The sequence below is a fragment of the Pseudoalteromonas sp. MelDa3 genome, assembly GCF_002863625.1.
In the GTDB taxonomy this organism is placed as follows: domain Bacteria; phylum Pseudomonadota; class Gammaproteobacteria; order Enterobacterales; family Alteromonadaceae; genus Pseudoalteromonas; species Pseudoalteromonas arctica.
On record NZ_PJBR01000020.1, the window covers coordinates 23724 to 44391 of the forward strand.

Genomic DNA, 20668 nt, shown 5'->3' on the forward strand with positions numbered 1-20668 from the left:
CTGGCTCCTTAATTTAAGTTACAGGCTTCAAGGCCTGATAAACGCATGCGTACTTCAAGCTCTGGTAGTTGGCGTGGTTTAACGCCCACTAAACCTTTTGCAAAAGCGCGAATATGCGCAGGCGTGGTGCCACAGCATCCGCCTACTATATTAATAAAGCCCGATTTACCCCAATCGATAATTTCGGTTGCCATATCGCCCGCTTCTAAGTCGTATTCACCAAACTCATTTGGTAAGCCGGCATTAGGGTGTACCGATGTAAAGGTTTCGCACACGCGCGACAACTCTTCTACATATTGGCGCAGTAAATCAGGACCAAGCGCGCAGTTTAAACCAATAGAAATAGGCTTAATATGGCGAATAGAGTTATAAAATGCTTCAGTTGTTTGTCCCGAAAGCGTACGACCAGAGGCGTCGGTAATAGTCCCCGAAATCATAACGGGTAATTTACGCCCTGCTTGCTCAAAGGCTTCTTCTACGCCAAACGAGGCGGCTTTTGCATTAAGGGTATCGAATATAGTTTCGATTAGTATTAAATCGGCGCCGCCTTCCATTAATGCAAGTGTTGATTCAATATACGCAGTAACCAGCTTATCAAAGGTGACATTTCGGTAACCCGGATCGTTTACGTCTGGCGAAATTGAACACGTTTTAGATGTCGGCCCTAAAACACCGGCTACGTAGCGCGGTTTTTCTGGCGTTTTAGCTGTAAATTCATCGCAAATTGCGCGAGCTAATTTAGCCGACTCTAGGTTTATTTCACGGCTTAGGTTTGCCATGTCGTAATCTTCCATCGAAATAGTGGTCGAGTTAAACGTGTTGGTTTCGATAATATCGGCGCCCGCTGATAAAAAACCACGATGAATATCAGTGATTAAATCGGGCTTGGTTAGGCTTAATAAATCGTTATTGCCTTTAATTAATACATGCCAGTCTTTAAAACGCTCTCCGCGATAGTCTTCTTCTTCTAGCTTATGATCTTGGATCATGGTGCCCATAGCGCCATCTAAAATTAAAATGCGTTCTTTTAATGCGGCGCTTATTTCGGCTTGCTTATTATTTGTAGGAGCGTTATTCGGCATAGTTGTTAGTCCTCACGTCTTGGCTAACTAAATTAATATCATACGGTGTGGTTTGGTACACGTAGTAATTTAACCAGTTCGAAAAAAGTAAAAAAGCATGGCTTTGCCACGTTTTTGAAGGTTGTTTGGTTGCATCATCGTCCACAAAGTAATTTTCGGGTTTTGGTGCATTAGGGCTCTTTTTACAATCGCGCTCGTATTCTGCTTTTAGCGAGTCGGCGTCGTACTCTGGGTGGCCGGTTATAAACACTTGACTACCCGATTTATTTTTAAGTAAGTAAGCCCCCACTCGCTCAGAACCTGCCAGTACTACTAACTCATCGCAGGCGTTTATTTTATTTATATCAATGTGGCCGTAGCGTGAGTGCGGTACTAAAAAGGTGTCGTCGAATCCGCGAGTCAGTGCGCCGTGATCAAAGTAACATTGGTGGGTAAATACGCCACACAGTTTGTCGTCTTTTAAATCGCGCTTTAAATTGTAACGGTGATATAACGCTGCATGTGCTGCCCAGCACGAAAACAACGTAGAGGTAACGTGTTGCTCAGCCCAATCTATAATGACCTTTAGCTCATCCCAATACGCTACATCGTCGTATTCTAAATGCGCAAGTGGCGCGCCAGTTACTATTAATGCATCGTAATTGTTGTCTTTAACCTCAGAAAAATAACGATAAAAGGTATCAAGGTGCTCTTCTGAATTGCTGCTACTGCGGTGAGTGTCGAGGCGCAGTAGTTCTACGTTTACTTGCAAAGGCGAGTTGGCAAGCAAGCGAATAAACTGAACTTCGGTTTCTACTTTATTAGGCATTAAGTTTAAAATAGCCAAACGCATTGGGCGTATCTCTTGCGTTTTTGCACGTGTTTTTGGCATTACAAATACGTTTTCTTGACGTAAACGTGCAATTGCTGGCAACTCGTCTTTTACTGTAATTGGCATACTTTACTCCTGCTCATAAAAACCGAAGCTTAATTATGAACTGAAAGTAAAAAATATCAACCTCTAGATGTATAGATGTCTAAATGAAATTTATTCATGATTTTATACTTTACTTACAAGCATGCTTTAGTGCTTTAAAACCCGCCATTCGTTGACTGTTTCACCTGTCAGCCACTACAATACAACATTGAAATTTTTATTATTATTTGAAGGCTTTCCTCCATGGTTTTACCTGATAAATTTATATTCTCGATGAGTCGAGTATCTAAGGTTGTGCCACCTAAGCGCACTATCTTAAAAGATATTTCGTTACACTTTTTTCCTGGCGCTAAAATTGGTGTGCTTGGTTTAAACGGTTCTGGTAAATCTACGTTACTACGTATTATGGCCGGTGTTGACCAAGATTTTGAAGGTGATGCACATCCTCAGCCTGGTACAAAAATTGGTTATTTACCGCAAGAGCCTGTTTTAGACGAAAGCAAAACAGTTCGTGAAATTGTTGAAGAAGCTGTTGGCGAAGTTAAACATGCACTTAAACGCCTTGATGAAGTGTATAACGAATACGCCATGGAAGACGCTGACTTTGACGCACTTGCAAAAGAGCAAGGCGAGCTTGAAGCTGTTATTCAGGCGCACGATGGTCACAACATTGATAACGTTTTAGAGCGTGCTGCTGATGCACTTCGTCTGCCAGAATGGGATGCTAAAATTGAGCACCTTTCAGGTGGTGAGCGTCGTCGTGTTGCTATATGTCGATTACTGCTTGAAAAACCAGACATGCTTATTCTCGATGAACCAACTAACCACTTGGATGCTGAGTCGGTTGCATGGTTAGAGCGCTTCTTACACGATTACGAAGGCACTGTTGTGGCGGTAACGCATGACCGTTACTTCCTTGATAATGTAGCTGGTTGGATATTAGAGCTTGACCGTGGTGAAGGTATTCCATGGGAAGGTAACTACTCTTCTTGGCTAGAACAAAAAGATGCGCGCTTACAGCAAGAACAAAAATCTGAAAAAGCACGTCAAAAATCAATTGCGCAAGAACTTGAATGGGTTCGTTCAAACCCTAAAGGTCGCCAAGCTAAGTCAAAAGCACGTATGGCTCAGTTTACTGAAATGCAGCAGTCTGATTACCAAAAACGTAACGAAACTAACGAGATGTTTATTCCACCTGGCCCGCGTTTAGGCGACCAAGTGCTTGAAGTAACTAATCTTCGTAAGAGTTTTGGCGATCGCGTTTTAATTGACGATTTAAGCTTTAGCATGCCAAAAGGTGCCATTGTAGGCATTATTGGTGCTAATGGCGCGGGTAAATCAACGCTGTTTAAAATGATCAGTGGTGAGCAAAAGCAAGACAGCGGTAGTATTACCGTTGGCGAAAGCGTACACCTTGCTACTGTTGATCAGTTCCGCGACGGTATGGACGAAAGCAAAACTGTTTTCCAAGAAATATCAGACGGTCAAGACGTACTAAAAATTGGTAACTTTGAGTTCCAAAGCCGTGCGTATGTAAGTCGCTTTAACTTTAAAGGTAACGATCAGCAAAAGTTTGTTAAAGACCTATCAGGTGGTGAGCGTAACCGTTTACACCTTGCTAAGTTATTAAAAGCTGGCGGCAATGTGTTACTACTCGATGAGCCAACCAATGACTTGGACGTTGAAACACTACGCGCACTAGAGAATGCTATTTTAGAGTTCCCTGGTTGTGTAATGTGTATCTCGCATGACCGTTGGTTCCTTGACCGTATTGCTACGCACATTTTAGATTACCGCGACGAAGGTCAAATTAACTTTTTTGATGGTAACTATACTGAATACGAAGAGTGGCTTAAAAAGACACTAGGTGCAGCAGCAACTGAACCTAAACGTATTAAGTACAAAAAAATTGGTTAATATTTACTGTAGCTAATTTATTACAGTAATACTAAGCCCTGCATTTATGCGGGGCTTTTTTATGCCACCAGCATTACAGGAGCATATGCTGCTAGCATGTAGAGAATTACCCGCTATGCTTAATTTATTATAAAAACAGTAAGGCTAAATTAGGTTATGCAAAATCGTCGTCAGTTTTCTCGTGTTTTATTTTCAACCGATGCACAAGTCATTTTTAATGATCACCAATACCCATGTAAGTTACTTGATGTATCTTTACATGGCGCATTAATCACTAAATGTGATGCTTTTATTGGCAACCAAAATAGCCAAGCTGTTCTGCGTTTTTCGCTGCCTCAAAGCGAAATAGAAATAAAAATGGAGGTTGTGGTGTGCCATATAGAAGCGGATCATATTGGTTTAAAATGCCACCATATTGATATAGACAGCATTACTTATTTAAAGCGTTTAATAGAGCTAAACTTAGCTGATGACGAACTATTACATCGCGAACTCGCTATGTTGATTCACGACACACAAGAATAGACTCATTTGGATTAGTTGATTACCATAGTGCAAACTTTTTAACTTGTGCAAACATGACTTTAAATCCACATTTACCTTTGGTGTATCACCCTAACTACTCGTTTAATTTCGATCCAAAGCATCGTTTTGCAATGAGTAAGTTTGCACATTTATATCAGCATGTAGCAGAGCTGGGTTTGATTAGCGATAACCTGGTTGAGCCAATATTAGGCACGCCAGAGCCACTTGAGCTAATACACTGCGAAAATTACATACACGATTTGTGGAATAACCGCTTAGATGAAAAAGCAATGCGTCGCATTGGCCTACCTTGGTCAAAAGAGCTTATGGCACGTACCTTTACAGCACCTCAAGGTACGCTGCAAACAGCTCGTTTAGCACTTAAACATGGTATAGCGTGCCACTTAGCTGGTGGTACACACCATGCGCATACCGATTTTGGCTCAGGCTACTGCATGGTTAACGATTTAGCCTTTACTACGCAAACTTTAATTGAATCGCGTGAAGTAACTAACGTACTTATTTTTGATTTAGACGTGCACCAAGGTGATGGCACAGCCGCAATGTTAGAGCATCAAGCATACGCTTATACTTGTTCTATCCATTGTGAAAAAAACTTCCCCTTTAGAAAGTCCGCTAGCGATTTAGATATTGGCTTAGCCGATAACATGAAAGACGACGAATACCTTGCCATAGTTGACGAAATCTTGAGTTATTTACTTGAAGAGCTAAACCCAAGCTTGGTACTTTACGATGCTGGTGTTGATATTTGGCAAGGCGATGGCTTGGGTAAATTAGATATCAGCTGGGATGGCATAGTTAAGCGCGACCATTTAGTGCTAAAACGCTGCCTTGAACACAACACACCCGTTGCTACAGTAATAGGTGGTGGCTACGATAAAGACCATCTTCGCCTCGCTAAACGCCATGCTATTGTTGTTGAGCAAGCCGCTCGCTTTTAGTTTGAAATAAAAATGTTAAATTCTCGTTCTTATTTAATATGTAAAATAAGAACGAACATATTATGAAGCAACTATTTATTGCCATCGCACTAATTTTTATAAGCTTTACAAGCTATTCGCAAGAAGAAAGTACGCAAGAAACATACCCTAAGCTGCCTACATTAAATTTACAAATGGCTGATGGGTCTGCACTGAACACTCAAGATTTATTAGGTCAACCTTACGTTTTACACTTTTGGGCAACGTGGTGTCCGTACTGTAAAAAGCTGCAGCCAGCACTTCAAAAAATTGATGATATGGGCTTAAAGGTTATTGCTGTGAGCTTTAAAGAAGATGACGATGCTACTCCCGCTAAAGCGCTTTCAGGCAGAGGTTATACTTTTAAAACAGCCGTAAAAGCTGATGCAATAGCACAGCAATTAGGTATACGAGGCACACCTACGACATTGTTTGTAAATAAAGAAGGCAATGTAATTTGGCTGACTAATACGTCAAACCCAGAGGACGCAAACCTACATTTAAAGGCACGAACATTGTTGCATTCCATCGACATGGCAACTGAGTAACTTATTGCGCTTTTAACTGATTAGGTGTTAAGCCTGTCCAGCGTTTAAAGGCGCGCCGAAAGTTAGGTATATCGTAAAAAGCTAAATGCTCAGCGACTTGTTCGTTATGTTTAGCGCACAGAGTAAGTAGGTAAATAGCTTTGTGCTTATTTTGCTCATCTATTAACGCTGAAAAGCGTACCCCATTGAGTTTGAGTCTGCGCTTAAATGTAGCTGAGCTCATAGCAAAGTGCTTTGCGGTACACTCTAAATTAGCACTTGGGTGAGAGTATAAGTATCTGCAGACGGCTTCAATAAAAGTCATGCTAACTACGCTTTTATCATGTAGCTGCGACTGCGCTTGCATAAATCGTAATTGACTCGCATGCGGGTTTTTAGCCCTTAACATGGTTTTATTTAATACCCAGCGAGTACATGGCTTATCAAAACTTACCTTTAGCCCTAAATTTTGTTCGTACTCTTGAATATGCCGAGGGCGTTTAAAAGCAAAGTCGAACTGACAATGCGGGTAACTTTCGCTCACTCGTTTAAGTAAACTATAAAATGCAGTGCTGTATATCTCTAGCACATAGTGGTAAAGGCTTTCATCAAGCCCATGTGCTGGCTGAATATAAATATAAACATTATCGTTTTTAATATACGTTTGGCTAAACAGCAAAGGCGCTAATTGCATTCTTAAAAGTGATAATTGCTTTAATACTTGAGCTAAATTATCGCTATATTTTAATGCCTGAGCTTCGGCTCGAGTGTCGTTAATAAGTTGGCTACCGAGTAAAAAACCACTGTCGGTACTTTTCATCAACAACTTAAATTGAGCTAATAAACGCACCTGCTGAGACACACTAAATGTATGCTGAAAATTAAGTAAGTCTTGTTCAAAAATACCGGTACCGCGTAGCAGCTTATGTAAATTTATGTTTCGGCTTTGAGCAAGCTCTACAGCTGACGTAATAAGCCCTTGAGCGCTTAAATATTTATCGTCTTGGTTAACAAACATGTGCACGGTGCGCTACTTTTTGTTGATGCTTTTTTTGTTGTAATTGACTATGCAATTGGCTTGTTAGTTTATCTGTACTGCTATACTTATTACCTTGTATTAAGGCGGTAGTGACATATTGAAACTTTGCTTTTTTAGATGCTTCAACTTTAAATGCACAATGCTTTAGAGCTCCTTTAATTTGTGCCATCAACTCTTTAGCTTGCTGCTCTGTAGTGGCTGGCATTAGTACCATAAAGCAATCTCCTGCGTAGCGGCACACTACATCACTTAGTCGGCAATTCATTAACAATAGCTCGCTAATTTCACGCAGTAACCGGTCGCCCTGACTAAAGCCAAACTCACTATTAAAATGCGAAAAATCACGAATATCAATAGCCCCAAGCCAGAGTGGTTGTTTGCTCGTAAGTTGCTCTTTAATTGCTGAATCTAGGTACTGCGCCTTATAAAGACCTGTAACTGAACACACCTTATCGTGCTCACGTAAATGCGCTTCACGGCGACGTAGCTGACGATTTAATACGTACTGCTCTTGATGCCAATAATACAAACCCACACTCGTTAACAACATGCCTAAAGGTGCTGGCAGAGATTCAATCCAACTGAGCCATTGATGGGCGGGATGCATTAGCCATTCATCAAGTAAATCTAGGGTTGCCGAGAACATAAATAGCCCAACACCTATTACTAAGTAAGTGGTTACTTTACTCGGTGGTCTTGAAATTAATAACGCGGCAATCCATACAAGGGTCATTAATACAATACCGCCCTCCCCCATAATATCGAGCCACTGAATACTGGCGTAAGTTTTTAATACACCTAAATAACTACTTAAAAACACAGCGCTAAAAAACATCGCAATAATAGCGTTTATTAATAATCGGTGGCTGATAAAGGGGTTAAATCGCATGTGCGGTATCTCGTTTATAAATGAGTTTTGAAGTTAGTTCATACAAGTTTTTGTTAGCAGGGTCATATTAGCTCAGCTATATGACAACGAGATGATACCTACTTTAAAAACAGCCCTGCACGGTACATAACACCTGACTTTACGAGGAGTGATAAAAGCTCAATACGCACTACATATTGCTCAAACACCTCTAAATACATGTATTTAAACTAAACACTGTCACATTTACGTAACCAAATATCTTTAGCTTGCTCGCCATACCAAGAAACAACCCAGTAATAACCAAGAGCAAATACAATGAAACATTTTAAAATAAAAGTACTGGTAGCCGCATTAACCTTATGCAATTTAACAGCTTATGCAGAAGATGATGCAAAAGAAACTACAAAAAAAGATATCGAAGTTTCTGACAAAATTGTTGTATATGGTGAAATTGGTTACAGAAACCGTTCAGACGAACTCGCACCAACCTTAGAATATTCACAAGAATACTTTCAACGTTTTGAACCTTTAACCGCAGGCGATGCATTAAAACGAGTACCCAGTGTTACATTTTTATCGGATGTACTTGAATCGGATGGTGCACGTATGCGGGGGTTAAGCCCTGCTTATACAAAGGTGCTTATAAACGGTGAAGAAGTACCTGGCGCTGGTGCCGATCGTTCATTTTTTGTTGACCGAATTCCGGCTGAGTTAATTGAACGCGTTGAAATTATTCGCTCATCAAGTGCTAACCGCTCAGCCGATGCTATTGCAGGCACATTAAATATTGTATTGCGCGATGGTTACAGTTTAGATGGCGGTTACTTGCGTGCTGGTGGCTTGTTTTATGATGATGGTGAATTTAAAGAAAGCTTAGCTGCAGTGTACGGTACTGAATTTGCGGGTGGGCGCTTATTACTTGGTGCAAATTTACAAGGCAGATATAACCCAAAACAAAAAACTAGTTTGCGCTACGGCGATAGCCCTGAAAACAATATAAATTTTCAAACAGAAGAATTTGATAACCGCGAAGACCAATCTGACACTCGCGATGGCGACGACACGTCACTTAACTCCAGCTACGAAATTGTTTTTGACGACGATAGTCAGTTTAATATTAGCGCTATGTGGGTTGATACAGAGCGTACTGAGGATGAACGTTCATTTGAATACAACGACCCAACTGCAACCAATAACGATATTGTAAATGGCGGTAACTTAGAAACAGATAATGCGAATGTTAAATATATTGACCAAACTAATTACAACATCAATACCGCTTATGAATTTCCACTACTAAGCGGCACAAGTAAGTTTAAATTTGGCTTTGCTCGGTTTGAAGAGTCTGTTTATGAGGAAGAAGTCGAATTAGATACCTCAGAGCTGCCTATGGTATTTGAAGAAGAGCAAACTAAAAGTGAAATAGATGATAAAGAATGGACTCTACAGTGGCAACACAGCCAACCTTGGGGTGACAGCAAAGAAATTCAGTTTGGTGCATTTTTACAAAATAAAAAACGCGACAGTGAAATTTTAGAATCGCAAAACGAATTAGAACTTGCACTTACCAGTTGGGATCAATACGCAGCAACACCTTTAACGCTTGCTGCATTTAATAGCGAGTACGAAGCGGTTACTGGTGGTGTAAATACTTTAGAAGAAGATCGCTTTGACTTATTTGCCCTTGTTAAGCACAAAGATGATTTATTTGCTTGGGAGCTGGGCGTTCGCTGGGAGTCTACCGATTCTAAAATTAATGATAAAACAATTGGCGTGACCGAAAATAATAGTTACGACTTTATCCTCCCCTCGGCACACTTTCGTTATAACGTTAGCGAAAATGGGCGTATAAGTGCATCGATTGCGCGTAGTTTACGCCGCCCTGAGTTTGATTTTTTAACGCCGGCACTTATCGAAAAAGAGCTTGGCGATAACGACCAACTAGGGAACCCTGAATTAAAACCAGAATCAGCTTGGGGTATGGACTTAGGCTACGAGTATCGCTTAGGAAAAAGTGGCGTTGTAGGTATTAATTTATTTTATCGCAAAGTAAATGACCTAATAGAAATAGCAAATACAGGACAAGAAGGCTCTGAGGGCGAAGGTACATTTGTACTGCAACCACGCAACACAGGCGATGGTAATGTTAAAGGCGTTGAGCTTGATTTATCTACTCCACTTGGCGCATTTAGCATGCCTAATACGGGTGTATTTTTAAACTACTCATGGCTTGATAGTGAAGTAACCGATTTTTTTGGAACTCGCAAATTTAACGACCAATCAGACTACGTTTATAACGTTGGGTTTATTCAAGACTTACCCGAACTCAAAGCTGCATTTGGCGTAACTTACCGCAAGCAAGGTGATGCATATGGACGTATTGTAGGTGAAGAAATCACTACATCTTACAGTGCCGACTTTGAAGTGTTTTTAGAAAAACGTTGGGAAGATGTAACGCTACGCTTGGTGGGTTCAAACCTACTTGATGCAAGTAAAGACGAAACCTTTAATAAATTTGATACCGTTGAAGATCAGTTTAGTAGAAGCTTTGATGAGTACGAAATTGAGTCTGAAGAAGCGGGACCGGTTTATCAACTTATGCTGCGTTACGCGTTTTAAATAAGTTTATGAGGTAGTGCTAATCACTTTATTTAGCGCTATCAAACATGGGAGAACAATAATGATAAAAAAAACATTACTGCTAATAACACTTGGCTTATGCAGTATACAAAGCGTATTGGCAAACGTAACGTACACCGACGTATTATACGAGCAACAAAAAATTGCCAACTTGACGGTGCTGCCTAAGAGCTTAAATTTTACGGTTATTGGTGATTGGGGTCATAACGGGCACTTTTATCAAAAAGACGTAGCGCACCAGTTAGAAATAGCGATGTTTCAAACGGATAGTGATTTTACTATTTCAACTGGCGATAACTTTTACCCCAATGGCGTAGCAAGTGTTAACGACCCGCTTTGGCAAAGTGCCTATGAAGATATTTACCATGGTCCACATACATTCGAGCCTTGGTATGTAGTACTGGGTAACCATGATTATTTAGGTAATGCGCAAGCACAACTTGATTACAGTAAAAAAAGTCAGCGCTGGAATTTACCTGCACGCTATTACAGCAAAACCTTTACTTTAAAAGGTGGCGAGCAGATATTAATGGTGTTTTTAGACACTAATACTTTAAATCCTGAATACAAAACACGCGAAAAATACAAAGCAACTCAAGGGCAAAACAGCCAAGCGCAATTAACATGGTTAAATAGCCAGCTCGAAAATAGCCAAGCACGATGGAAAATAGTGGTTGGTCATCACCCACTTTATAGCAGTGGAAAACGTTACGGACTTACTGAAGGTTTACGTAATTTACTCGAGCCCATATTTGAGCAAAATGGTGTGCAAGCATACATAGCAGGACACGAACATGACCTGCAACATAACCAAATAGATGGCAGTAAACTCGACCACTTTGTATCTGGTGGCGGTAGCGAAGCGCGTTACGTAAAACAACGTGAATTTACGCGTTTTGCAGAAGCTACTCCAGGATTTTTGAGCTTTTCGATTAACAATGAAGCACTAAAAGCAACGGCTATTAACTATAAAGGCGAAGTGCGTTACAGCACTCAAAAGCGCTTTGACCAATAAAGGGTTACAACATGAACTTTAAATTAAAAAAATCTATTAGCTTAATTGTAAGTAGCTTAGTGCTTAGTACATTAAGTGCGTGTAGCGATAGTAACGTGACTACAAATACGGCAGTAAAAAACACACCCGATAAAGTAGTCATTAATAGTACTAAATTTGGTCCAACAGATAACATGCAAGGTTCACAAGCGGCATGGTTAAATAATAACAATTGGTTGCTAGCAAGCGAAAGCAAAGGCTTAGTGTTAGTTGAAGATGAAACGCAACAAAGCCGCATTATAAAAAAAGGTAACTTTGAAGCGCTTGCTGTCACTAAGCTAACAGCACACTCATTTTTAGTTGCAACTATTGATAACAATCAAGATAACGTTGTTATATTTAAGCTTGAACACACTCAAAGTGGCTGGAATACAATTGAACTAACCCGAATTAACCCACCACAAGCACAACCCGATACAGTGTGTTTATTTGCTAATAAAGCGAGTGAATCAATATCAGCATTTGTACCTGATGTACGCGGGCTAATTACTGAAACTATTATTTTTGATACAGCGAATAATAAAGCGGTTAACGTAAATGTACGTGAATTTTCTGGCGTTAGTGAGGCGTCGGGTTGTGCTGTAAGTACAACAACAAATACCTTATATGTAAGTGAAAGCGAAGTAGGCATTTGGGCAATAAACGCGAACACTGAATCGCAAGCAGATAAAAAACCGATTGCTTTAGTCGCCCCCTTTGGAGAGTTACACAGTGAACTAGGAGCTATTTCGGCTTCGCAAGATGGTATGATTTGGTTTACTAGTACCAAAAACAATACTGTGTATGCTTATGATCCAATTGGCAAAGCGTTTAATAACTGGATGTTAAATGGTGACTTGAGCTTGGAATCGGTAGCGGTAAATTACACAAGTAACAACACGGCAACGGCAGTGCTGTATAACGACGAAACAGGCGCTTATATTAAAAGTACATTACCTGTAACACCTATCAAAAAATCATTAAAAACCAGCACCCAATCAATTACTCAAATAAAGGCAAGTGCACAAACTGCCCCCGTTCAAGCATTTGGTGATGCAGCAGACGATCCGGCAATTTGGGTTAACCCTAAAAATGCAGCAAACAGCTTAATTTTAGGCACCGATAAACGCCGTGGACTAATGGTATATAGCCTAAATGGCAAGCTTGAACAGTCACTTGAAGTTGGTCGTTTAAATAACGTGGACCTGCGACAAAATAGCACCATTAAAAACAGTACCAATACATTAATAACCGCCAGTAACCGAACACTTAACGGTATTAGTGTATTTACAGTACAAGCTAATAATAATGTGAAGTACATTACTGATATTCCTACCAATCTTGATGAAATTTATGGCTTATGTATGTACTCGTCAAATACGGGGAACTATGTATTTGTAAATGATAAATCGGGGCTGTATCAGCAATATAAAATCAGTGAGGATAACGAAAAAACAACAGGCAAACTTGTTCGCGAGTTTAACCTACCAAGCCAACCAGAAGGCTGTAGTGCAGATGATGAACTAGGACAATTATTTGTAGGCGAGGAAGATGCCGGTATTTGGTTTGTAGGTGCAGAGCCAACGGCAGGAAGTACACCGGTTATGCTACAAGGCATAAATGAGCAACTTGTTGATGATGTTGAAGGTATGGAAATTTACCACAGCGACAAAGCACGTTATTTAGTTGTTTCGAGCCAAGGTGATAACAGCTACGTACTGTATAAAATAAAGAATGGTACTCAAGGCATTAAAACACCTAGCTTAGAGTTTGCAGGTAAGTTTAGTGTAATAAGTGATTTGGTTAATGGTATTGATGGCTCATCAGAAACCGACGGGTTAACAGTAACATCTAAGTCTCTTCCGGGTTATCCTGAAGGTATTTTAGTTGTACAAGATGGTTATAACCGTATGCCACAGCAGCCTCAAAACTTTAAAATAATAGATTGGCGAGAAGTAAAAAAAGCAATTAAGTAGTGCTTATTTAGTCGCCATTATTTTAATGTCGCTTTGAGATTACCTTGAAATTGTATAAAAGGCTCATTTGAGCCTTTTATACAATCCTTTGCAGTTAAGTATTAAGTGTAATTAACTCAATGTAATATATATTTTTATACTACAATTTAAGCTCATAAATTAATTGAGATTATAATGCGCTTACTACTTACTTTATTACTAATCACTTTAAGTGGCTTTGCCGCAGCTGAAGAAGAAAAAGCGGAACTTCCACCGGTAGACCCCGCTTACAATGCTGAGCACCCTATGGCTTTGGTTAATAAAGGCTCGTCTATTATTGCAATGAATTTACCCACCTATAATTTACCCAATGATGTGCAAGTTGTTTATAAAATAGGAAACCCCGATGTTCCATTTTTAGGCTTTGTTAGAAATGCCGAGTTAATCACCGTAAAGCCACAAGCGTTTAATATTCAGCATTTAATGCGTGGTGAAGAAATTACAATTATTGCCGATATTTACGAGGGTGATTATCAACAAGGTGGCAGTTTAATTTATTCAAAAAAAGAGTTGGTCTTGAGTAAGCAGCTGTATGCCAGAGAACTAAAAGATTTGAGTGAACCATCGCAATGGCAAGACTACGACATGATTACACTAAGCGGCACTGAGCGTATTTATATTCATAAAATTCAAAAAGCACCGAGCTATAACCATCTTATTTTTGTCGATTTAGTTAATGCGTGTATGCAAAAGCTTCGTACCTCAAAACGTGTCCCAGCTGAAAATGAGCTTACCTATAAGTTTATTAATTGCGGCACGCTTAAACCACTTTATTACAATGCTGATGATTTTAAAAAGTAAAAGAGCGAGTATACGAATGTTCAATTATTTTAATATTCGAGCATAAAAAAGGCTCTTTCGAGCCTTTGGATTAACTTTGGAATAGTTAAAAATTTTTTAAATTAGGTCAGCGTTAATAGCTGTGGAGCAACGCTATGATAATCAACAGCCATAGCAATACTTAACGCTGTAATATTAATAATTGAAAATGCGAACACTTTACGTGCCCAGCTACTCATATCAATATTACGACGATAACCACGTAGCGCCATTAGCAACCACCAAAAGCTGGTAATACAAGCAACAGCCATAAAAGCAGCACCTGTGTAGCCAGTAATTGGCAGTAACATCACAACTAAGGCATATACAGCAATATAAAGCACAATGTGGCGCTTTGCTTTGTCGATACCTTGCGCCACAGGTAATACTGGAATACCTGCAGCTTGGTAATCTTTAAAGCGAAAAATAGCGATGGCGTAAGAGTGCGGCATTTGCCATAAGCTAAACATAACTAGCAGTATTAATGCGCCCATATCGAACTGCCCTGTTACGGCGCAGTACCCTACTACTGGCGGTACAGCGCCAGAAAGGCTGCCTACAAAAGTGCCATATACTGAGTTGCGTTTCATGTAGAGGCTATAAACCCCTACATAAATTACGTAGCCAAAGACTGCAAAAAATACCGCGGCTTGAGTGGTATAGGCGATAAGTAAACCAAAGCCAATAACGCCCAATAAAACACCGTGGCTAAGTGCAGCAAAGGCCGACATTTCGCCAGTTACTGTTACCCGCGTACGAGTACGTGCCATGGCTACATCAATGTCTCTATCTATAACATTGTTGATAGCACAACCTGATGCAACCACTAGCGACAAACCAATTAATGTGGCAATCATTAACCATAGGTCTATATCACCGCGCGAGGCAAGTAAAAACCCGCCCGCTACGCTGATCAAATTGCCCATAATAATACCCGGCTTTGTCACTGATAAATAACGACGAAACATCTTCAACTCCTAGTACATCATCATTGCGTTAGATTCATAAATGATCCAAACAGATAACCCAACAACCATTACGATGATCAGAGCACTGAATAGGAATGAGAAAGTACTTGCACGGCCATTTTCGGTGGTAAAATTAAGGTGTAAAAAGTACTTTAAATGCACCCAAATTTGTACGATTGCAAAAGTAACAATGCTCCAAAGCGTTGTTGCTTTTGAGAAGTCACCTTCCATAACCATATAAAACGGTATAGCAGTTAAAATTACCGATAGCACAAAGCCAATTAAGTAAGTTTTAACACTTCCATGAGATTCATCATGATGATCACTTTGCGCTTGTTTTAACGCATGCGTTTCGCTGTGGCTCATTACATTGCTCCCATCAAATAAACAACGGTAAATACACAAATCCAAACAATGTCTAAGAAGTGCCAAAATAGGCTTAAGCAGCTTAAACGCGTTACGGTTGCTTTGCCTAGACCACGTTTAGCAACTTCAATCATCATTATGGTCATCCAAATTAGTCCAGCCGTTACATGTAATCCATGTAAGCCAACTAATGAGAAAAACGATGTTAAAAAGGCACTTTGTTGTGGGCCATTACCGTGCACAATTAGGTGATGAAATTCGTATACTTCCATACCAATAAACACAGCACCTAAACAAAACGTAACAAATAACCAAGTCAGTGTTAGTGCCTTTTTTTGCCCTTGAGCGGCAATCATGGCAAAGCCAAAGGTAATACTACTAATAAGTAGTGCAGCAGTTTCTACTGCTACAAAGTCGAGTTCAAAAATATCTTTACCCGATACACCACCGGCTGTGTTCATAAAGAGCACAGCGTAAGTGGCAAAAAACGAGGCAAACAATAGGCAATCGGTCATTAGGTATAACCAAAAACCGAATATGGTGTCACCCGATGTATCGTGATGATCATGCACGTGGGCATGATCATCGTGCGATACTGATTCTAAATTTGCAGAAAGTGTACTCACGCTTTTAGCTCCTTAATGCCACTTGAATTATACGCAGCTTCAGTGCGTGCAATTTCATCAGGTTGAATATAGTAATCAACATCGCTGGTGTAACAACGTTTGATAAAGATGGCAATTGCGCCGACTAGCCCAACAACAGCTAACCACCAAATATGCCAAATCATTGCAAAACAGAATACTGTTAAGCTTGCTGCCATTAACACGCCAGCTGATGTGTTTTTAGGCATATGAATAGGGCTATAGTTTGCTTTATCTTGGTATGCTTGGCCTTTTTCTTTCATGTCGGTCCATGCATCAATATCATCGATGTGTGGAATTGTTGCAAAGTTATAAATTTGCGGAGGTGAACTTGTAGCCCACTCAAGTGTATGGCCGTTCCATGGATCGCCTGTTGTATCGTCAAGCGCTTCACGGTCTCTAAAGCTCACATATAATTGAATTACTTGGCTAACAATACCAAACATAATAATTACAGCACCGCCTGCGGCAATGTATAACCAAATGTTCCAATCTGGGTTGTTAGTGTGGTTTAAACGACGTGTCATACCTAAGAAACCAAGTACGTACAACGGCATAAATGCAACGAAGAAACCGATAATCCAACACCAGAATGATGCTTTGCCCCATTTTTCGTTAAGTTTAAAGCCCATTGCTTTAGGGAACCAAAATACAAAACCAGCAAGGTAGCCAAATACAGCACCACCAATAATGGTGTTATGAAAATGTGCAATTAAGAATAAGCTGTTATGCAGTACGTAATCGGCACCAGGAATAGCAAGTAATACACCGGTCATACCGCCTACGGTAAAGGTAACCATAAAGCCAAGTGTCCAAAGTACCGGTACGCTAATACGTAAGCGACCTCGGTAAATGGTAAATAACCAGTTAAACAACTTAACCCCAGTTGGTACAGCAATAACCATGGTCATTACCCCAAAGAACGCGTTAACGTTAGCGCTCGACCCCATCGTAAAGAAGTGATGTAACCAAACAATAAAGCCTAAAATTGAGATTGCACCGCTGGCGTAAACCATCGATTTGTAACCAAATAAACGTTTACCGGCAAAGGTCGAAATAATTTCAGAGAAAATACCAAACGCTGGTAATACTAATATGTATACCTCAGGATGACCCCATGCCCAAAACAGGTTGATGTACATCATGGCGTTACCGCCCAATTCATTGGTAAAGAAGTGGAAATCGAGATAACGGTCAAGCGTTAGCATTGCAAGTACAGCAGTTAAAATTGGGAATGATGCTGCAATTAAGATGTTTGCCCACGTACATGTCCATGTGAAAATTGGCATTTTCATTAGGGTCATACCTGGTGCACGCATTTTAAACACGGTTGCTAAAAAGTTTACTGCTGTTAGAAGTGTACCGAGCCCGGATATTTGCAAGGCCCAAATATAATAATCCACCCCCACCCCAGGGCTAAAGGTCAACTCCGAAAGCGGTGGATAGGCCACCCAACCTGTTTTAGCAAACTCACCAAACACTAGCGACATATTAATTAAAATGGCACCGCTGGCTGTAAACCAAAAGCTTAAGTTATTTAAAAATGGGAATGCAACATCGCGAGCACCAATTTGCAGTGGTAAAACAATGTTCATTAAACCAATCATAAATGGCATAGCCATAAATATGATCATAATTACGCCGTGGGCAGTAAATATTTGGTCGTAGTGTTCAGGTGGTAAATAACCGGGCGCACCACTGGTAGCAAGCGCTAACTGAGCACGCATCATAATGGCATCAGAAAAACCACGGAACAGCATTATTAGTGCTAAAAGAATATACATTACGCCTAAGCGTTTATGATCAACAGACGTGATCCAGTCGCGCCAAAGCACGCCCCATTTTTTATACTTTGTAATAAGCCCGGCAATAATAAGCCCAGCTATAGCAATAACCGACATCGTGAACACAAGAATTGGCTCATGAAACGGAATTGCGTCTATTGTTAGTTTACCTAATAACGACATTATTATTCCTCGCCCTGGCTGTGAGATGATGGCATTGAGTGTTCATCCATTACTTGATGCTTCTTACTCATTTGCCCATGTTCGCCCATTGCATGTTGCTTTTTGTTCATATCGCCATGTGCCTGCATGTATTTCATAACGATGGTATGAAATAAGCCGTCATCAACTTTACCGTAATAAGCAACTGGGTTATTTTCGCTTGCTTTTGCAAGCTCAACATAATTTGCATGAGTAAGATTATTAGCGCTTGAATTCGCTTTTACATCACTCACCCACTTATCAAAACCAGCTTGAGTAGGTGTAGCAATGGCATTAAACTTCATACCAGTAAAGCCTGCACCACTGTAATTTGCCGAAAAGCCTTTAAATGTACCTGGCTCATTAGCAATTAAGTGAAGCTTGGTTTCCATACCGGCCATTGAGTATATTTGACTACCCAATTGCGGAATGAAAAATGAATTCATTGTGCTCTCTGAAGTGATTTTGTATTCAACAGGTACATTAGCCGGAAACACTAATTCATTAACCGTAGCAATACCTTGCTCAGGATAAATAAATAGCCACTTCCAGTTTAATGAAACCACTTCAACAGTAAGATGCTTACCTTTACCTTCAATTGGTTTGTAAGGGTCTAGCTCTTGGGTAGACACCCAGGTAATAACACCTAAAATAATCACAATAACAATAGGGACAGCCCAAACTGCAGCTTCAATTTTATTTGAATGAGCCCATTTTGGAGCGTAAATTTCATGAGTTTGCGTGTCTCTATATTTCCATGCGAAATACAAAGTCATCACAATAACGGGAACGACTACAAGCAACATAAGCACGGTTGCGATGATGATTAAATTTTTCTCATCTATGCCTATCTGCCCTTTTGGATCGAGTATCCCGCCTTTACAGCCTGACAACGCCAGCACTGTACTAGCTAAAGCAATATTACAAAGGTTACGAATTAACAAGGGAGTATCCTACAAACCTAAAAGTTCTAATTTGCTGCTTTAAATAAAAAACAAAGCAACGATTTTTCGGTAAAACCCAAGTTAACTAGAATTAAATTATAAAAAATAAGGGGGCTATTCAAAACCTAAAGCTCATGCCAATAATGACCTAGCAACAAACCCAGCTTTCTAAACGCATTTATATAACGTAATAAAAGTTAACTTGGGTGAGTGGTGGTTGGCTGAAATGTGTTTAAAAAACACTGAGCTACTTTGTTTTAGCTAACCTTAATTATTTACAGCAAGAACAAATAATTAAAACCAGCAACAAAATGCAGCCTTACAGACAACCTGTAAAGCTAGGTGGAGCACGACAACCGTGTGCAACTTGCACTGGCTGAAGAACTTTAGCCTCGCTAAAAGCAAAGGCTGCTTTACGGAGGATAATTCCAGCACGACGCGCTGGAAAAATATGGAACAATAGCCAGCAAAGGCCAATAAGTAACTGACTTGATATGATCGGATGAGCTAAAAATTGCACAATAGTAAGTAACAGCGGCTCTACAATAAACCCATCACTTAATAGCGCTTCAAGCTTGAAGGCATCCTCTAGTGCACCGCTTAGCAACATTACAGTATTAAACACTAATAAAGTTATAGCTACACACACGCCCTTGCCTGCTTTATTCAAGCGCTCACACGTCTGCGGCTCGCCAGAGGCAAGATCCGTATTTGTATGATGCAAAGAAAGTGTGTTCAAAAACATTAACCTACTAAAATGACTATAACAAAATTAGAGGAATACAGTTTGCAATGGAAAAATTTAAAAAACATTGCTGTTGTAAGCCCTAAAACCAGGTGCTAAATACAATCAAATCCAGCTAGCACATATTTACCTAGCGAAAATTGATCCGTATCAATCAAACTTTCAAAACTTACTGAAAGTTCGAACGTGAGTATAACAAAGAGAATTTTCTGTTCAACTAAAAATCAATTAATTTTGGTTAAGCTTTCAAAGCTATTTTGTTAATAAAAAATAACAATATAAAAAACAATGAGTTAGCTTGAATTAAAAATAATTTAAAGCAGAATATTTAATAAAATTATAGTTTTTTTTGGAAGGAATAATAATTGTGTGGCACAAATAAAAAAAGCTCAAATTCAGTCACCACCGAAATTGAGCCGCTTTTCACACTGACAACATCTTCACACACAATATAAAGATTTTTTGTTTACACTGCGTGGCATTGTAAGGAAATAAAAACAACTCAAATGCAGTCACCACCGAATTTGAGTTGCCTTTCACACTGACAACATCTTCACACACAATATAAAGATTCTTGGTTTACATTACGTGGCATTGTAGGGAAATAAAAACAACTCAAATGCAGTCACCACCGAATTTGAGTTGCCTTTCA

The 20668-nt window shown here is 39.8% G+C and carries 18 protein-coding genes; 8 read left to right on the top strand and 10 right to left on the bottom strand.

All coding sequences use genetic code 11. The features are described from left to right. Window positions 1-8 precede the first annotated feature (8 nt). Together CXF89_RS06335 and metA are read right to left on the bottom strand one after the other, a co-directional pair. Window positions 9-1082 (bottom strand): homocysteine S-methyltransferase family protein, encoded by a 1074-nt coding sequence (locus tag CXF89_RS06335; RefSeq protein ID WP_121954109.1) that lies wholly within the window; start codon window positions 1080-1082, stop codon window positions 9-11. After that, on the bottom strand, window positions 1072-2019 hold the full coding sequence (gene metA / locus CXF89_RS06340) for a homoserine O-succinyltransferase (protein WP_024593525.1): 948 nt from the start codon (window positions 2017-2019) through the stop codon (window positions 1072-1074). Before metA ends, CXF89_RS06335 begins: the two co-directional genes overlap by 11 nt. A 222-nt stretch (window positions 2020-2241) precedes the next feature. On the opposite strand from metA, the gene ettA reads away from it, so the two are divergent. The 4 genes from ettA (at window position 2242) to CXF89_RS06360 (ending at window position 5968) form a co-directional block, all read left to right on the top strand. After that, window positions 2242-3915, top strand: coding sequence for an energy-dependent translational throttle protein EttA (gene ettA, locus CXF89_RS06345; RefSeq protein ID WP_007581203.1), 1674 nt, complete (start codon window positions 2242-2244; stop codon window positions 3913-3915). Window positions 3916-4071: 156 nt separating this feature from the next. After that, a complete protein-coding gene (locus CXF89_RS06350; RefSeq protein WP_007581201.1) occupies window positions 4072-4440 on the top strand; it encodes a PilZ domain-containing protein in 369 nt (122 codons plus the stop codon). Between the two features lie 53 nt (window positions 4441-4493). After that, window positions 4494-5402: a histone deacetylase family protein gene (locus CXF89_RS06355; RefSeq protein ID WP_121954110.1), complete on the top strand. Its 909-nt coding sequence runs from the start codon at window positions 4494-4496 to the stop codon at window positions 5400-5402. Between the two features lie 62 nt (window positions 5403-5464). Beyond that, window positions 5465-5968 (top strand): TlpA family protein disulfide reductase, encoded by a 504-nt coding sequence (locus CXF89_RS06360; RefSeq protein WP_121954111.1) that lies wholly within the window; start codon window positions 5465-5467, stop codon window positions 5966-5968. Window position 5969: 1 nt separating this feature from the next. On the opposite strand, the gene CXF89_RS06365 is transcribed toward CXF89_RS06360, so the two are convergent. Together CXF89_RS06365 and CXF89_RS06370 are read right to left on the bottom strand one after the other, a co-directional pair. Then, window positions 5970-6971 carry an AraC family transcriptional regulator gene (locus CXF89_RS06365; RefSeq protein ID WP_121954112.1) on the bottom strand — a complete coding sequence of 334 codons (1002 nt, stop codon included), beginning with the start codon at window positions 6969-6971 and terminating at the stop codon, window positions 5970-5972. After that, complete coding sequence (locus tag CXF89_RS06370) at window positions 6955-7875, bottom strand: GGDEF domain-containing protein (protein WP_121954113.1); 921 nt, start codon at window positions 7873-7875, stop codon at window positions 6955-6957. Before CXF89_RS06370 ends, CXF89_RS06365 begins: the two co-directional genes overlap by 17 nt. Before the next feature lie 297 nt (window positions 7876-8172). On the opposite strand from CXF89_RS06370, the gene CXF89_RS06375 reads away from it, so the two are divergent. The 4 genes from CXF89_RS06375 (at window position 8173) to CXF89_RS06390 (ending at window position 14346) form a co-directional block, all read left to right on the top strand. Next, window positions 8173-10476, top strand: a complete 2304-nt coding sequence (locus CXF89_RS06375) for a TonB-dependent receptor plug domain-containing protein (RefSeq protein ID WP_121954114.1) — start codon at window positions 8173-8175, stop codon at window positions 10474-10476. 61 nt (window positions 10477-10537) lie between these two features. Beyond that, the gene (locus tag CXF89_RS06380) at window positions 10538-11512 is read left to right on the top strand and encodes a metallophosphoesterase (RefSeq protein WP_121954115.1); all 975 of its coding nucleotides are present in this window, start codon (window positions 10538-10540) and stop codon (window positions 11510-11512) included. A gap of 11 nt (window positions 11513-11523) precedes the next feature. After that, entirely contained in the window at window positions 11524-13506 is a 1983-nt protein-coding gene (locus CXF89_RS06385; protein WP_121954116.1) for a phytase, read from the top strand. 174 nt (window positions 13507-13680) lie between these two features. Continuing rightward, complete coding sequence (locus tag CXF89_RS06390) at window positions 13681-14346, top strand: hypothetical protein (protein WP_121954117.1); 666 nt, start codon at window positions 13681-13683, stop codon at window positions 14344-14346. Between the two features lie 101 nt (window positions 14347-14447). On the opposite strand, the gene cyoE is transcribed toward CXF89_RS06390, so the two are convergent. From cyoE to CXF89_RS06420, 6 genes are all read right to left on the bottom strand, one after another. Then, window positions 14448-15332 carry a heme o synthase gene (gene cyoE / locus CXF89_RS06395; protein WP_121954118.1) on the bottom strand — a complete coding sequence of 295 codons (885 nt, stop codon included), beginning with the start codon at window positions 15330-15332 and terminating at the stop codon, window positions 14448-14450. Window positions 15333-15341: 9 nt separating this feature from the next. Next, the gene (gene cyoD, locus CXF89_RS06400) at window positions 15342-15698 is read right to left on the bottom strand and encodes a cytochrome o ubiquinol oxidase subunit IV (protein WP_024589276.1); all 357 of its coding nucleotides are present in this window, start codon (window positions 15696-15698) and stop codon (window positions 15342-15344) included. Further along, window positions 15698-16324, bottom strand: a complete 627-nt coding sequence (gene cyoC / locus CXF89_RS06405) for a cytochrome o ubiquinol oxidase subunit III (RefSeq protein ID WP_024589277.1) — start codon at window positions 16322-16324, stop codon at window positions 15698-15700. The genes cyoD and cyoC overlap by 1 nt, the downstream gene beginning before the upstream one ends. Beyond that, window positions 16321-18309 (bottom strand): cytochrome o ubiquinol oxidase subunit I, encoded by a 1989-nt coding sequence (gene cyoB, locus CXF89_RS06410; protein ID WP_007581166.1) that lies wholly within the window; start codon window positions 18307-18309, stop codon window positions 16321-16323. The genes cyoC and cyoB overlap by 4 nt, the downstream gene beginning before the upstream one ends. Window positions 18310-18311: 2 nt before the next feature. After that, window positions 18312-19271 carry a ubiquinol oxidase subunit II gene (gene cyoA, locus CXF89_RS06415; RefSeq protein WP_121954119.1) on the bottom strand — a complete coding sequence of 320 codons (960 nt, stop codon included), beginning with the start codon at window positions 19269-19271 and terminating at the stop codon, window positions 18312-18314. A 319-nt stretch (window positions 19272-19590) separates the two neighbouring features. Next, on the bottom strand, window positions 19591-20010 hold the full coding sequence (locus CXF89_RS06420) for a hypothetical protein (protein ID WP_007581161.1): 420 nt from the start codon (window positions 20008-20010) through the stop codon (window positions 19591-19593). Between the last annotated feature and the right edge of the window lie 658 nt (window positions 20011-20668).

What these genes read in the sequence shown, in the direction of transcription:
- CXF89_RS06375 (WP_121954114.1), top strand. Translation starts at nt 8,173, where the DNA reads ATGAAACATTTTAAAATAAAAGTACTGGTAGCCGCATTAACCTTATGC.
- cyoB (WP_007581166.1), bottom strand. Translation starts at nt 18,309, where the DNA reads ATGTCGTTATTAGGTAAACTAACAATAGACGCAATTCCGTTTCATGAG.
- CXF89_RS06335 (WP_121954109.1), bottom strand. Translation starts at nt 1,082, where the DNA reads ATGCCGAATAACGCTCCTACAAATAATAAGCAAGCCGAAATAAGCGCC.
- CXF89_RS06380 (WP_121954115.1), top strand. Translation starts at nt 10,538, where the DNA reads ATGATAAAAAAAACATTACTGCTAATAACACTTGGCTTATGCAGTATA.
- CXF89_RS06360 (WP_121954111.1), top strand. Translation starts at nt 5,465, where the DNA reads ATGAAGCAACTATTTATTGCCATCGCACTAATTTTTATAAGCTTTACA.
- CXF89_RS06385 (WP_121954116.1), top strand. Translation starts at nt 11,524, where the DNA reads ATGAACTTTAAATTAAAAAAATCTATTAGCTTAATTGTAAGTAGCTTA.
- ettA (WP_007581203.1), top strand. Translation starts at nt 2,242, where the DNA reads ATGGTTTTACCTGATAAATTTATATTCTCGATGAGTCGAGTATCTAAG.
- CXF89_RS06350 (WP_007581201.1), top strand. Translation starts at nt 4,072, where the DNA reads ATGCAAAATCGTCGTCAGTTTTCTCGTGTTTTATTTTCAACCGATGCA.
- CXF89_RS06355 (WP_121954110.1), top strand. Translation starts at nt 4,494, where the DNA reads ATGACTTTAAATCCACATTTACCTTTGGTGTATCACCCTAACTACTCG.
- cyoE (WP_121954118.1), bottom strand. Translation starts at nt 15,332, where the DNA reads ATGTTTCGTCGTTATTTATCAGTGACAAAGCCGGGTATTATTATGGGC.
- CXF89_RS06370 (WP_121954113.1), bottom strand. Translation starts at nt 7,875, where the DNA reads ATGCGATTTAACCCCTTTATCAGCCACCGATTATTAATAAACGCTATT.
- cyoD (WP_024589276.1), bottom strand. Translation starts at nt 15,698, where the DNA reads ATGAGCCACAGCGAAACGCATGCGTTAAAACAAGCGCAAAGTGATCAT.
- CXF89_RS06390 (WP_121954117.1), top strand. Translation starts at nt 13,681, where the DNA reads ATGCGCTTACTACTTACTTTATTACTAATCACTTTAAGTGGCTTTGCC.
- metA (WP_024593525.1), bottom strand. Translation starts at nt 2,019, where the DNA reads ATGCCAATTACAGTAAAAGACGAGTTGCCAGCAATTGCACGTTTACGT.